Origin of the sequence: Micromonospora sp. A3M-1-15, from assembly GCF_024213425.1 — a bacterium.
GTDB classification, from domain to species: Bacteria; Actinomycetota; Actinomycetes; order Mycobacteriales; family Micromonosporaceae; genus Micromonospora; species Micromonospora chersina.
The window spans coordinates 609367-623159 of the sequence record NZ_JANAVK010000002.1; the positions used below are offsets into that span (position 1 = coordinate 609367).

Consider the following 13793-nt stretch of genomic DNA (forward strand, 5'->3'; position numbering starts at 1 on the left):
AGGAGTCCCGCCGGGCGCGGCGGATCCGGGTGGGGCCCACGGGTTCGGGGCCTCGCCGGGGGCGGCGGATCCGGGCGGGCCCGACGGGCTCGGGGTCCACGGGGCCGGCGCCCAGGGGGTGGGTGGCGCCCAGGGCTGCGGGGCGGTGAGCGGGTCCGGTGGCGTCCAGGTCGTGGGTTCCGGGGCGGCCGGCGGGGCGGTCGGGTCGCTCGGACCGGTGCTGTGCCCCGGCTCCGGAGTGGGGGTCGTCTCGGACATCGGCTCAGCTCGCAGGGGACGGCGCGGACGACCGCGGGAGGGGCGGGGCCGGGGGTCGCCCCGACCGGGGCCCTCAATGTACGGCCCGACGACCACCCGCACGTACCCCCGCGGGGGTGCCGGCCCGGGGTCCCGCCGGACGCGTCGGCCGTCGGCCGGGCGGTGGTTCCGGTCCGCCGGACTGCCTGGGCGGTTTGTCCGATCCTCGTCATCCGCTCACCGGTTCGCTCAAATTCAGTGATCGTTTACCGGCCTTCCGAGCACGCGCGATGAGCGAAACTGGGTTAGGCTGCGGACCATGTGTGGAATCGTGGGTTACGCCGGTGCGCGCCCGGCGCTCGGCATCGTGCTGGACGGACTGCGGCGGCTGGAGTACCGCGGCTACGACTCGGCGGGCGTCGCCGTCGTCTGCGACGACGAGCTGCTGATCGAGAAGAAGGCGGGCAAGCTGGCCAACCTGGAGAAGGTCCTGGCCGAGCGCGCCGCCACCGACCCGGAGTCCTGCGCGGCCAGCCCGATCGGCATCGGCGACGGCACCACCAGCATCGGCCACACCCGGTGGGCCACCCACGGCGGCCCGACCGACCGCAACGCCCACCCGCACCTCTCCCCGGACGGCCGGGTCGCCGTGATCCACAACGGCATCATCGAGAACTTCGCGAAGCTCCGCGCCGAGCTGGAGGCCGACGGCGTCGAGTTCGCCAGCGACACCGACACCGAGTGCGCCGCGCACCTGCTCGCCCGTTCCCTGGCCGACCTGCGCTCGGCCGGCGAGGTCGACAGCCCGCAGCTGCTCGCCTCCGCCATGCGCCTGGTCTGCCAGCGGCTGGAGGGCGCCTTCACGCTGCTCGCCGTCGACGCCGGCATCCCCGGCGCGGTGGTCGGCGCCCGGCGCAACTCGCCCCTCGTGGTCGGCCGCGGTGACGGCGAGAACTACCTGGCCAGCGACGTGGCGGCGTTCATCGAGCACACCCGTGACGCGGTCGAGCTGGGCCAGGACCAGATCGTCCTGATCACGCCGGAGAGCATCGAGATCACCGACTTCGCCGGCCAGCCCGCGACCGGCAAGGACTTCCACATCGACTGGGACTCGTCGGCCGCCGAGAAGGGTGGCTACGACTGGTTCATGCTCAAGGAGATCGAGGAGCAGCCGCAGGCCATCGCCGACACGCTGCTCGGCCGGCTCACCGAAAGCGGCGAGATCGCCCTCGACGAGGTCCGCCTCAGCGAGCAGGACCTGCGCGACGTCGACAAGATCTTCATCGTGGCCTGCGGCACCTCCTACCACGCCGGCCTGGTCGCCAAGTACGCCATCGAGCACTGGACCCGGATCCCCTGCGAGGTGGAGCTGGCCAGCGAGTTCCGCTACCGCGACCCGGTGCTGGACCGGTCCACCCTGGTCGTGGTGATCTCGCAGTCCGGCGAGACGATGGACACGCTGATGGCGCTCCGCCACGCCAAGGAGCAGAAGGCCCGCGTCCTGGCCATCTGCAACACCAACGGCTCCACCATCCCGCGCGAGTCCGACGCGGTGCTGTACACGCACGGCGGCCCGGAGATCGCGGTCGCGTCCACCAAGGCGTTCCTCACCCAGGTCGTCGCGTGCTACCTGATCGGGCTGCACCTCGCCCAGGTGCGCGGGATCAAGTTCGCCGACGAGGTCGGCGCCGTGGTGGCCCAGCTCCAGGAGATGCCCGCCAAGCTGCGCGAGCTGCTGGACCGGATCGAGCCGGTCCGCGAGCTGGGCCGTGAGCTGAAGTCCGAGCCGACCGTGCTGTTCATCGGACGGCACGTGGGCTACCCGGTGGCCCTCGAAGGCGCGCTGAAGCTCAAGGAGCTGGCGTACATGCACGCCGAGGGCTTCGCCGCCGGCGAGCTGAAGCACGGCCCCATCTCGCTGATCGACAAGGGCACGCCGGTCATCTGCATCGTGCCGTCGCCGGTCGGCCGCGGGATGCTGCACGACAAGGTCGTCTCCAACATCCAGGAGGTGCGCGCCCGCGGCGCCCGCACCATCGTGATCGCGGAGGAGGGCGACGAGGCGGTGGTCCGCTACGCCGACCACCTGATCTACGTGCCGCGCACGCCCACGCTGCTGGCGCCGCTGGTGACCACGGTGCCGCTCCAGGTGCTCGCCGCCGAGATCGCCGCCGCGCGCGGGCACGACGTCGACCAGCCCCGGAACCTGGCCAAGTCGGTCACCGTCGAGTAGTCGACCCGGTCGCGGCCCCTCCGTCCCGTGGCGGAGGGGCCGCGCCGTGTCCGGCCGCCGGGCGTTCATCGGCCCAGCACGATCCGGGCCATCCCGTCCAGAGCGGGGTTGCCGGGATCCCAGTAGCCGGCGTGCCCGTGGCGCCCGCTGGGGAAGCGCCGGCCGCCGAAGCCTGGGGTGCTCGGGTCGGTGCCGAACCAGAGCCGGTCGTCGTGCGGGTCGAGCAGCGCCGCGGCCCGGCCGAGCGGCGAGCCGGCAAGCAGGGCCCGGCGGGCCAGCTCCTCGGGCGGCCGGGCCAGCCGGATCACGTCGTCCGGCGCGGTGGCGGCCCAGACCTGGCCGGGCGGCACCCGCAGCTCGGCCGCGTGGTCGACGCCCACGCCGGGGGAGCCGACGAAGACCAGCGCGTCGGCGCCCAGCCCGTGGTCGCGGGCCGCGGTGCCGACCACCAGCGAGCCGTAGCTGTGCCCGAGCACGGTCTGCCGGGCCGGCGGCCCCTCGTGCGAGGCGCGCAGCCCCTCCTGGAACCGGTGCAGGGCCGGACCGGCGTCCTCGGCCTGCCGGCCGCGCGCCGCCTCGGGCAGGAAGTCCGGTGCGTCGTAGTCCAGCCAGAGCACGGCCGCCGCCTCCGTGCCCGGCCCGAGCGCCGCGCACCGGTCCAGCACCCGGGCGGCCCGGCCCAGCTCGGCCGGGGCGTCGGCGAGGTCCGCGGTCATCCCCGGCACGTACGTCAGCACCGCGCCGGCCCGGTCCGGGTTGCCGAGCGCCACCACCGCCCGCCCGTCCCCGGCCGGATCCAACCCCAGCAGGTACGCCCGCGGCGCCCCCTGGGCGGCCAGCCGCTCGCCGAGACCGTCGAGGCCGCGCAGCGCCGCCTCCACCCCGGCGAGCCGGGCCAGCCGGGCCAGTTCGAGCGGGCCGGCCGGCAGCGGGCGCAGCAGCCCGGCGCGCCGCTCCAGCAGTTCGGCCCGGCGCCGGCCCAGCAGCAGCCGGTTGGCCTGGTCGCGGGCCGCCACCGGCACCCCGTCGAGGCGGCCGACCCGGTCCGGCTCGTGGCCGACCAGCCAGCGGCGCTCGGCCGGGGTGAGGCCGGCCCACCAGCGGCTCACCTCGGCCGGCCCGGCCCCGGGTGCGGGTCGCCAGGCCGGTGGGACGCTCACCCACCCGGTCGCCGCCGCCGTCGCCAACTCCGCCAGCCGGCCGGCCGCCTCCCGGTCCGCCGTGCCGGCCAGCGCCAGCGCGCCGTGGATCTCGGCGCCCGCCTGCGCCACGGCCGGGCCGACCAGGGCGGCCGGTCGGGGGCGGGCCGGATCGGGCCGGACCGCCCCGGCCCGGTCCACCAGCAGGCCGCCCGCGTCGGCCTGCGCCACGGCGGCGCCGAGCCGGGCCCTGGCCGCGCCCACCCGGGCGGCGAACTCGGCGAGCACCTGGTCGACCTCGATCAGCGCGGGCAGCAGGTCGGTCAGGTCGGTGCGCAGCTCGCCGATCCGCCCCCGCGCCGTGGCTGAGGCCGTGCCGGACCAGCCGGGACGCAGCGCGCCGATCCGGGCGGTCAGCCCGTCGGCCCGGCGCCGGACCGGACCGGTCAGCCCCCGCCAGGCCGCCCCGGCGGCGGCCCAGGCGCCTGGATCCGCCCGCCAGAGCTGCGCGTAGCCCACCGGCACGGCCTCCACCGCCCGCTCCGACCGCCCGGCCGGCACCCGTCCGGGTGCCCGAAGCACCGTGTGTCCGCTCACCGGGGGATCCCGGCGAGACGGCGGGCGGCCCGCTCGTCCACCGCCTCGTAGCCGTCGGCGGCGGCCCGGACCGCCTCCGCGGTGTCCGCCACCCGGGTGGCCAGCGACCCGCACCAGCGCCGCACGCCCGCCTCCAGCTCGGCCAGCGCCACCCCGGCCCGCCAGCCGTCGGCCGGCACCACCAGCCCCGGCTCGGCGGCCGGCCCGCGGGCCAGCCGGTAGGCGTCGTCGGCCAGCTCCCGGGCCACCCCACGCAACAGCTCGGGCTCGACGCTGAACGGTTCCTCGGCCATGGCGACCTCCCTGCACCCCGACGGACATCCGCGACGCTAGGGCCCGACGTGCCGCCCGCACCGGCCCTGTGGACAACCGGCGGTACGCCGGATCCCGGGTTTTCCACAGGCGTTCTGCACCGCCGATCCCCGGCCCCGACCGCCGGTAGGGTGAGGTCCGTGATCGTGGCTGTCGGCATCGACGTGGTGCTGGTGGACCGGTTCGCCCGGTCCCTGGCGCGCACGCCGCTGCTCGCCGACCGCCTCTTCACCGAGGCCGAGCGCTACACCCGCGCCGGCAACCCGCGCTCGCCGGAGTCGATGGCCGCCCGGTTCGCGGCCAAGGAGGCGGTGGCCAAGGCGCTCGGCGCGCCGGCCGGGCTGAACTGGCACGACTGCGAGGTCGTGCCCGACCCGGAGGGCCGCCCCTGGCTGACCGTCTCCGGCACGGTGGCCGCCGCGGCCGCCGAGCGCGGGATCAACCGCTGGCACCTGTCGTTGTCGCACGACGGCGGGATCGCGTCGGCCATGGTGGTCGCGGAACGGTGAGCCGGCCCGGCGGGCCGGTCGGCCGGTCCGGGACGAACAGGACGAACGGACGGGACGGAGTGGCATGAGACCGGTGTGGCGGGTCGGGGACGTACGCGCGGCGGAGGCGGGCCTGATGGCCACCCTGCCGCCCGGGGCGCTGATGCAGCGGGCCGCCGCGGGGCTGGCCCGCCGCTGCGCGCTGCTGCTCGGCGAGCGGGGCGGCGTCTACGGCGCCCGGGTGCTGCTGCTGATCGGCTCCGGCGACAACGGCGGCGACACCCTCTACGCGGGCGCGCACCTGGCCCGGCGGGGCGCGGCGGTCGACGCCCTGCTGCTCACCCCGGGCCGGGCGCACGCCGACGGGCTGGCCGCGCTGCGGGCGGCCGGCGGGCGCGTGGTCGACCGGCCGTCGGCCGTGGTGGACCTGGTGCTCGACGGCATCGTCGGGATCGGCGGCACCGGCGGGCTCCGGGAGACCGCCGACCAGCTCGCCGCGAGCCTGGCCGAGCGCAGCGGGCGGGACGGCGCCCGGGCCACGGTGGTCGCGGTGGACGTGCCGAGCGGCGTCGCGGTGGACACCGGCCACGTGCCGCTCACCGCCTCCGGCCGGCCCTGCGCGGTCCGCGCCGACGTGACGGTCGCCTTCGGCGCGCTGAAGCCGGCCCTGGTGGTCGGCCCGGCCGCGCCGCTCGCCGGGCACGTCGAGCTGGTCGACATCGGGCTGGGGCCGTGGTTGCGCGGCACCCCGGCGTTGCGCGTCACCGAGTTGTCCGACGTGGTCGACTGGTGGCCCCGGCTCGGCCCGTCCTCGGAGAAGTACAGCCGGGGCGTGGTCGGCGTGGCGACCGGCTCGGCCACCTACCCGGGCGCGGCGGTGCTCTCGGTGAGCGGCGCGCTGTCCGGCCCCACCGGCATGGTCCGCTACGCGGGCGGCGCCCGCGCGGAGGTGCTGCACCAGCACCCGTCGGTGATCGCCACCGACCGGGTCGCCGACGCGGGCCGGGTGCAGGCGTGGATCTGCGGCTCGGGGCTGGGCACCGGTGAGGAGTCCGCCGCCGAGCTGCGCGCGGTGCTCGCCGCGCCGGTGCCGGTGGTGCTCGACGCCGACGCGCTCACCCTGCTGGTCGACGGCAAGCTGGCGGACCGGCTGCGCGGGCGGGACGCCCCGATCGTGGTGACCCCGCACGACCGCGAGTACGCCCGGCTCTGCGGCGAGTCCCCGGGGGCGGACCGGGTCGGGGCGGCGCTGCGGCTGGCCGCCTGGATGAACGCGGTGGTGCTGCTCAAGGGCGACCGCACGATCATCGGCACCCCGGACGGCCGGGCCTACGTCAACCCGACCGGCACGCCGGTGCTGGCCACCGGCGGCACCGGCGACGTGCTGGCCGGGCTGCTCGGCTCGCTGCTCGCCGCCGGGCTGGCGCCGGAGCGGGCAGCGGCCGCGGCGGCGTACCTGCACGGGCTGGCCGGCCGCGAGGCGGCGCGCGGCGGTCCGGTGACCGCGCCCGACGTGGCGACCGCGCTCCGCCCGGTCCTGGCCCGGCTGTGCTGAACGCCCCGCCGACCGGGGCCACGCGCGGCGGCCACCGCCGGCGCGCGGGCGACCGGGCGCGCGGCTCAGGGCCACGGTGATCACGGACGGAAGTAGGCTGAGGGCATGTGGCAGTCGGAGGTGCGCGTCGACCTGGACGCGATCCGGGAGAACGTGGCCCGGCTCAAGTCGGGCACCAGCGCCGAGCTGATGGCGGTGGTCAAGGCCGACGGCTACGGCCACGGCATGGTTCCGGCGGCCCACGCGGCGCTCGACGCGGGGGCCGACTGGCTCGGCGTCTGCACCCTCGACGAGGCGCTCCTGCTGCGCCGGGAGGGGGTCACCGCGCCCGTGCTGGCCTGGCTGCTCGACCCGGGGCTGCCGCTGCACGACGGCATCGCGGTCGGCGTCGACCTGGGCTGCGCCAGCCTCACCCAGCTCGACGAGATGGTCGAGGCGGGCCGGCGGGCGGACCGCCCGGCCCGGCTGCACCTCAAGATCGACACCGGGCTCTCGCGCGGCGGGGCCACCGTCGCCGACTGGCCGGCGCTGCTGGAGGCCGCCGCGAAGGCCCAGGCCGACGGCCTGGTCGAGGTGGTCGGCGTGTGGAGCCACTTCGTGTACGCGGACTCGCCCGGCCACCCCACCACCGACCGGCAGTTGGCGGTGTTCCAGGAGGGGCTGGAGATGGTGGAGCGGGCCGGGCTGCGCCCCCGCTACCGGCACCTGGCCAACTCGGCGGCCACGCTGACCCGCCCGGACACCCACTTCGACCTGGTCCGCCCCGGCCTGGCGGTCTACGGTCTCTCCCCGATCGAGGGCGAGCAGTTCGGCCTGCGCCCGGCGATGACCGCCCGGGCCCGCGTGATGCTCACCAAGCGGGTCCCGGCCGGCACCGGCGTCTCGTACGGCCACGCATACCTCACGAAGCAGGAGGCGAACCTGGCGGTCGTCCCGCTCGGCTACGCCGACGGGGTGCCGCGGCACGCCTCGAACACCGGCCCGGTGCAGCTCGCCGGCAAGCGGCGGACCATCTCCGGGCGGGTCTGCATGGACCAGTTCGTGGTCGACTGCGGCGAGGACGAGGTGGCCGCCGGGGACGTGGCCGTCCTCTTCGGCAGCGGCGCGGACGGCGAGCCCACGGCCGACGACTGGGCCGAGGCGGTCGGCACCATCAACTACGAGATCGTGACCCGGTTCGGCGGCGTCCGGGTGCCGCGCGTCTACGACGGCGAGCGGCCGTGAGCGCGAGGAGTGAGCCGGGGTTGCGAGCCCCGCAGTCGCGAACCGAGGCGGCACGGTGAGTCAGCGGTTCCGGATTCCCCGGCCACGCACCGCCGCGGGTCGGGTCGCCGGGGTGGTGGGCGCCGCGGTCGGCGTCGCCGCCGCCGGGCTCGCCGCGGGCGTGGTGAGCGAGCGGGTCCTGGTCCGCCGCCTCAAGTCCGACCCCACCGATCCGTACGCCGGCGAGGTGTTCGGCGAGCAGCGGTACGACGAGGCGTACCTGCTGGAGATGCCGCGCGGCACCGACATCCACGTGGAGGTGGTCGAGCCGACCCGGCCGGTCGCCGGGCACCCGACCGTGGTGCTGGTGCACGGCTTCTGCCTGGACATGGGGACGTTCCACTTCCAGCGCAAGATGCTCGCCGCGCGCGGCGACTACCGGGTCGTCGCCTACGACCAGCCCGGGCACGGCCGCTCCGGGAAGCTGGAGGGCGGCGACTACGACCTGGCCGCGCTGGGTCACACCCTGCGCCGGGTGATCGACGAGGTGGCGCCGGAGGGGCCGCTGGTGCTGATCGGCCACTCGATGGGCGGCATGACGATCATGGCGCTGGCCGAGCTCTACCCGGAGCTGTTCGGCGACCGGGTGGTCGGCACGGTGCTGATGGCCACCTCGGGCGGGCTGCTCGCGGAGACCAAGCTGGTGGCGCCCGCGCTGCTCGGCCGGGTCGGCGCGCCGATGATCTACATGATGAGCAACGCCACCCGCTACGGCGGCACGGTGATCGACAAGGCCCGCAAGTCGACCTCCAACGTGGCCTGGCTGCTCACCCGCAAATACGGCTTCGGCACCCCGAAGCCCAGCCCGGCCCTGGTGTCGTACGTCGAGACGATGAACTCCCGCACCTCGGCCGACACGGTCACCCGCTACCTGCGTACTTTGGCGACCCACTCCCGGTTCCCGGCGCTGGCGGCGCTGGCCGGCACGCCGGTGCTGGTGATCGTGGGGGACAAGGACATGATCACGCCGGTGACCCACTCCGAGGAGATCGTCCGGCGGCTGCCGCACGCCGAGTTCGTGAAGATCCACGACAGTGGGCACGTGGTGATGCTGGAGCACGCCGACGAGGTGAACGCGGCGCTCACAAGGTTCCTGGAGTCGCTGTGATCGTGGAGTTGAAGACGGTCGACGACACCCACGAGTTCGGCCGCCGGCTGGCCGGGGTGCTGCGCGCCGGTGACCTGCTGCTGCTCAGCGGCCCGCTGGGCGCCGGCAAGACCGCGCTGACCCAGGGCATCGGCGCCGGTCTCGGGGTGCGCGGCGACATCACCTCGCCGACCTTCGTGATCGCCCGCGTGCACCGGCCGGATCCGGCCCGGGGCGGCCGGGTGACCCTGGTGCACGCCGACGCGTACCGGCTGGGGGAGTCGGCCGACCCGCGCGCCGAGATCGACGACCTGGACCTGGACGCCTCGGTGGACGAGGCGGTCACCGTGGTCGAGTGGGGCGAGGGGATGGTCGAGCAGCTGGTCGACGCCCACCTGCGGGTCCGCATCGACAGGCGGGACGACGACACCCGGGTGGTCACCCTGGAACCGGTGGGCGGCGACTGGGCGCGGCGACTGGCCGCCCTGGACTGACCGCTGTCGTACCCGCTGCCTACAGTTCCGGGGACCGATCAGACGCGGTGAAAGGTTGCCGATGCCCGACGACGCCCCCACCCTCGACCTGCTGGCGCTCCTGCCCGACGCCTGGCGCGTGGCGCTCACCCCGCACCTCGACCCGGCCCGCACCGCGGCGCTGGCCGAGTTCGTCGCGGGGGAATACGCCACCGGGGCGGTCTTCCCGCCGGTCGAGGACCTGTTCTCGGCCTACCGGCTGTGCGGGCCGGAGCGGACCCGGGTGCTGATCCTCGGGCAGGACCCGTACCACAAGGCGGGGCAGGCGCACGGGCTGAGCTTCAGCGTGCGCGAGGGGGTGGCGGTGCCGCCGTCGCTGCGCAACGTCTTCAAGGAGCTGGGCGAGGACCTGGGCGTGCCGAAGCCGGCCGGCGGCAACCTGAGCGGCTGGGCGGCGCAGGGCGTGCTGCTGCTCAACGCGGTGCTCACCGTCCGGCAGGCCACCCCGGGCTCGCACGCCAACAAGGGGTGGGAGGAGTTCACCGACGCCACCATCCGGGCCCTCGACGCGCTGGAGCAGCGGGTGGTCTTCCTGCTCTGGGGCGGCTACGCGCGCAAGAAGGCCGCCCTGGTCACCAACCCGAACCACGTGGTGCTGGAGGCCGGCCACCCCAGCCCCATGAACCCGCGCGGCTTCCTGGGCAGCCGGCCGTTCAGCGCGGCCAACAAGGCGCTCGCCGACGCCGGCCTGCCCACCATCGACTGGGAGCGCACCGCCGGCTGACCATCGACGCAGGGCTATCGTTCCGTGGCGGACGGTAGTAGGCTCTGCCCCGTTCGCGCCCGGAGCGGGGAGGTGACGGTGTCGGCGACCATCACGTCGGACGGCTGGTCGACGGCACCGGCGGCACTGGCGGAGACCGCCGACCGGTTCCTGGCGCTGGCCCGCTCGGTTCCACCGGAGACCATGGTCACCGCCGACTGGACGGCCGCCGAGACCCTGGCCCACCTGGCCTCGGTCGCCTGGCTCTACGTCGGGCTGGTCGACCCGGCCGGCGAGCCGCTGCCGGTCCCCGGGCTGGGCGAGCAGCTTCCGCTGGTCACCGTCGACACCGTGGCGGACGCCAACGACCTGGTGCTGCGGCACCTGACCGAGCGCGACCCGGCACACCTGCTCGACCGGTTGCGCCGCGACGTCGACCGGCTGCTGGCGGTCTGCGCCGACCGCAGCCCCGACGAGGTGGTGCCCTGGCTCGGTGACGCCCGTGTCCCGCTCCCCGGCCTCTTCGCCCACCTGGTCAACGAACTGCTGCTGCACGGCTGGGACCTGGCCCGGGCGACCGGCCGGCCGTGGTCGGTCCCGTCCCGCGACGCGGTGCTCTTCCTCGATCTCTTCCTGGCCGGGGTGGTCCGGCACGGCTACGGCCGGCTGCTCGACGGGGTGGACCCGCCGCGCGGCCGGATCGTGGTGCGGTTCGCCTCGGCGTACGCGGCGCCGCTGACGCTCGCGCTGGCCGACGGGCGGGTGCGGTTCGCCACCCCGGACGAGCGGCCGGACGTGCGGGTCCGGTTCGACCCGGCGACGCTCAACCTGATGATGTTCGGGCGGATCAGCCGGGCCCGTGCCGTGCTCACCGGCCGGGTCCGCGTCGCCGGCCCGCGCCCCTGGCTGCTGCCCCGGTTCCTCAAGGTCTTCCGCACCCCGAGTTGAGCCGGGAGGCGGGAGGGGCGTCACCGGCGGTAACCGGGGCGGCGACTAGGCTGGCATACCGTGCTCGTACTCGTGGTGGACTCCTCGACGCCCGCGGTGACCGCGGCGCTGGTCGAGGTCTCGGCGGACGGCGTCGCGGCCCGCGCGCAGCGGTGCACGGTCGACGCCCGGGCGCACGGCGAGCTGCTCGCCCCGCAGGTCGACGCGGTGCTGTCCGACGCCGACGCCCGCCCCGCCGACCTGGCCGCGATCGTCGCCGGGCTCGGTCCCGGGCCGTTCACGGGGCTGCGGGTCGGCCTGGTCACGGCAGCCACCATGGGTCAGGTGCTCGGCATCCCCACGTACGGGGTCTGCTCCCTGGACGGGGTCGGCCACCCGGTGGCCGCCGGCGAGCCGGTGCTGGCGGCGAGCGACGCCCGCCGCCGGGAGGTCTACTGGGCCGTCTACGACGGCGCCGGCCAGCGCATCGCCGGGCCGAACGTGGACACCCCGGCGGTCGCCGCCGAGCGGGCCCGGGACCTGGCCGTCACGGTCGCGGTCGGTGACGGCGCGCACCGGTACGCGGACGTCCTCGGCCTGCCGGTCCGCGAGGAGCCGCGCTACCCGGACGCGCTGGCGCTGGCCCGCCTGGCCGCCGAGCGGATCCGCGCGGGCGCCCCCGGCGAGGCGCTCACCCCGCTCTACCTGCGTCGCCCCGACGCGGTCGCGGCCACCGGCCACAAGCCGGTCCTCCCGTGAGCGCGAGGAGTGAGCCGGGGTTGCGAGCCCCGCAGTCCCGAACAGAGGCGGCACCGTGAGCGCGAGGAGTGAGCCGGGGTTGCGAGCCCCGGAGTCGCGAACAGAGGCGGCACCGTGAGCGCGAGGAGTGAGCCGGGGTTGCGAGCCCCGGAGTCGCGAACAGAGGCGGCACAGTGAGTCAGGTCCGACTGGGCCGGTTCCGCTGGTGGCACGTCGACGAGGTGCTGCCGTTGGAGGCGGACCTGTTCGGCGCCGAGCGGTGGTCACCGGCGATGTTCTGGAACGAGTTGGCCAACGGCCACCACTACGTGGTCGCCACCGACGACGACGGCCGGGTCCTCGGCTACGCCGGGCTCATGGTGGCGCCGCCGGACGAGGCGTGGGTGCAGAACGTCGCGGTCCGCCGGGACGCGCAGCGCCGGGGGATCGGCCGGCTGCTGCTGGAGGCGCTGCTCGCCGAGGCGGCCCGGCGCGGGGTGCGCAGCACGCTGCTGGAGGTCGCCGCCGACAACGCGCCCGCGCAGCGGCTCTACGCGATGTACGGCTTCGAGCCGATCGGCGTGCGCCGCGGCTACTACCAATCGAGCAACACCGACGCGCTGGTCATGCAGCGCAACGAGGACTGACGAGCATGGCTGACGAACCACTGATCCTCGGCATCGAGACGTCCTGCGACGAGACCGGGGTGGGCATCGTGCGCGGGCACACCCTGCTCGCCGACGCGCTGGCCTCCAGCGTCGAGGAGCACGCCCGGTTCGGCGGCGTGGTGCCCGAGGTGGCCAGCCGCGCCCACCTGGAGGCCATCGTGCCGACCATGGACCGGGCGTTGCGCGAGGCCGGGGTGACGATCGCCGACATCGACGCGATCGCCGTGACCTCCGGGCCGGGCCTGGCCGGCGCGCTGCTCGTCGGGGTCGCCGCCGCCAAGGGGTACGCGGTGGCCGCCGAGAAGCCGGTGTACGGGGTGAACCACCTCGCCGCGCACGTGGCCGTGGACACCCTGGAGCACGGCCCGCTGCCCGAGCCGGCCATCGCCCTGCTGGTTTCCGGCGGGCACTCCTCGCTGCTGCGCGTCGACGACCTGGCCCGGGAGGTCACCCCGCTCGGCTCGACCATCGACGACGCGGCCGGCGAGGCGTTCGACAAGGTGGCCCGGCTGCTCGGGCTGCCCTTCCCGGGCGGCCCGTTCATCGACCGGGAGGCGCGGGCCGGTGACCCGGCGGCGATCGCCTTCCCGCGCGGGCTGACCGCGGCCAAGGACCTGGCCGGGCACCGCTTCGACTTCTCCTTCTCGGGGCTGAAGACGGCGGTGGCCCGCTGGGTGGAGGCGCGGCAGCGGGCCGGCGAGGCGGTGCCGGTGGCCGACGTGGCCGCGTCCTTCCAGGAGGCGGTCTGCGACGTGCTGGTCGGCAAGGCGCTGGACGCCTGCCGGAGCAGCGGCATCGACACCCTGGTGATCGGCGGTGGGGTGGCGGCCAACTCGCGGCTGCGGGCCATGGCGGAGCACCGGGCCGCGAAGCACGGCGTCCGGGTGCGTACGCCCCGGCCGAAGCTCTGCACCGACAACGGCGCCATGGTGGCCGCGCTCGGCTCGCACCTGGTCGCCGCGGGCGTCGCCCCGAGCCGGCTGGACCTGCCGGCCGATTCCGCCATGCCGCTGACCGTGGTCAGTGTCTGAGGCGGGGGAGGGGACCGACGTGATCGTCCGGATGTGGGAGGCGAAGGCCGAGCCGTACGGGTTCGCCGACCTGATCACCTGGGTGTGCGAGACCGCGCTGCCCGAGTTCGAGCACGAGCCGCTGCACCTGTCCAGCGAGGTGTTCTCCTCCACCGACCACCGGGTGGTGGTCATCTCGAAGTGGCGGAGCAACCCGCGGGAGTTGCCCGAGCCGCCCATGCGGCTGGTCGCCCGGCCGCCGCACAGCTGGGACTTCACGCAGGTCGATCGCTGACCCGGCGG

The 13793-nt window shown here is 75.7% G+C and carries 14 protein-coding genes; 12 read left to right on the top strand and 2 right to left on the bottom strand.

Annotation, left to right across the window (positions count from 1 at the left end):
- Nucleotides 1-556 precede the first annotated feature (556 nt).
- Nucleotides 557-2470, top strand: a complete 1914-nt coding sequence (gene glmS / locus NLX85_RS12645; RefSeq protein ID WP_254334698.1) for a glutamine--fructose-6-phosphate transaminase (isomerizing) — start codon at nt 557-559, stop codon at nt 2468-2470.
- Nucleotides 2471-2535: 65 nt separating this feature from the next.
- Here the strand turns inward: glmS and NLX85_RS12650 are convergent, their stop codons facing one another.
- Together NLX85_RS12650 and NLX85_RS12655 are read right to left on the bottom strand one after the other, a co-directional pair.
- Nucleotides 2536-4206, bottom strand: coding sequence for an alpha/beta hydrolase (locus NLX85_RS12650; protein ID WP_254334699.1), 1671 nt, complete (start codon nt 4204-4206; stop codon nt 2536-2538).
- Nucleotides 4203-4499, bottom strand: a complete 297-nt coding sequence (locus NLX85_RS12655; RefSeq protein WP_254334700.1) for a type VII secretion target — start codon at nt 4497-4499, stop codon at nt 4203-4205. Before NLX85_RS12655 ends, NLX85_RS12650 begins: the two co-directional genes overlap by 4 nt.
- 159 nt (nt 4500-4658) lie before the next feature.
- Between NLX85_RS12655 and NLX85_RS12660 the strand changes: the two genes are divergently transcribed.
- From NLX85_RS12660 to NLX85_RS12710, 11 genes are all read left to right on the top strand, one after another.
- Nucleotides 4659-5027: a holo-ACP synthase gene (locus tag NLX85_RS12660; RefSeq protein ID WP_091318098.1), complete on the top strand. Its 369-nt coding sequence runs from the start codon at nt 4659-4661 to the stop codon at nt 5025-5027.
- Nucleotides 5028-5091: 64 nt separating this feature from the next.
- Nucleotides 5092-6561 carry an NAD(P)H-hydrate dehydratase gene (locus tag NLX85_RS12665; protein ID WP_254334702.1) on the top strand — a complete coding sequence of 490 codons (1470 nt, stop codon included), beginning with the start codon at nt 5092-5094 and terminating at the stop codon, nt 6559-6561.
- 105 nt (nt 6562-6666) lie between these two features.
- Nucleotides 6667-7785: an alanine racemase gene (gene alr, locus NLX85_RS12670; RefSeq protein WP_254334704.1), complete on the top strand. Its 1119-nt coding sequence runs from the start codon at nt 6667-6669 to the stop codon at nt 7783-7785.
- A 55-nt stretch (nt 7786-7840) separates the two neighbouring features.
- Nucleotides 7841-8932, top strand: a complete 1092-nt coding sequence (locus NLX85_RS12675) for an alpha/beta fold hydrolase (RefSeq protein WP_254334706.1) — start codon at nt 7841-7843, stop codon at nt 8930-8932.
- Nucleotides 8933-8934: 2 nt separating this feature from the next.
- Nucleotides 8935-9405, top strand: a complete 471-nt coding sequence (gene tsaE, locus NLX85_RS12680) for a tRNA (adenosine(37)-N6)-threonylcarbamoyltransferase complex ATPase subunit type 1 TsaE (protein ID WP_254335542.1) — start codon at nt 8935-8937, stop codon at nt 9403-9405.
- A 61-nt stretch (nt 9406-9466) separates the two neighbouring features.
- Complete coding sequence (gene ung, locus NLX85_RS12685) at nt 9467-10168, top strand: uracil-DNA glycosylase (protein ID WP_254334708.1); 702 nt, start codon at nt 9467-9469, stop codon at nt 10166-10168.
- 78 nt (nt 10169-10246) lie between these two features.
- Complete coding sequence (locus tag NLX85_RS12690; RefSeq protein WP_254334710.1) at nt 10247-11095, top strand: maleylpyruvate isomerase family mycothiol-dependent enzyme; 849 nt, start codon at nt 10247-10249, stop codon at nt 11093-11095.
- A 60-nt stretch (nt 11096-11155) separates the two neighbouring features.
- Entirely contained in the window at nt 11156-11833 is a 678-nt protein-coding gene (tsaB, locus tag NLX85_RS12695) for a tRNA (adenosine(37)-N6)-threonylcarbamoyltransferase complex dimerization subunit type 1 TsaB (protein ID WP_254334712.1), read from the top strand.
- Between the two features lie 173 nt (nt 11834-12006).
- Complete coding sequence (gene rimI, locus NLX85_RS12700) at nt 12007-12459, top strand: ribosomal protein S18-alanine N-acetyltransferase (protein ID WP_254334714.1); 453 nt, start codon at nt 12007-12009, stop codon at nt 12457-12459.
- 5 nt (nt 12460-12464) lie between these two features.
- Nucleotides 12465-13511, top strand: a complete 1047-nt coding sequence (gene tsaD, locus NLX85_RS12705) for a tRNA (adenosine(37)-N6)-threonylcarbamoyltransferase complex transferase subunit TsaD (protein ID WP_254334716.1) — start codon at nt 12465-12467, stop codon at nt 13509-13511.
- Nucleotides 13512-13530: 19 nt separating this feature from the next.
- Complete coding sequence (locus NLX85_RS12710; protein ID WP_091262671.1) at nt 13531-13785, top strand: hypothetical protein; 255 nt, start codon at nt 13531-13533, stop codon at nt 13783-13785.
- The last annotated feature ends 8 nt before the right edge of the window (nt 13786-13793 follow it).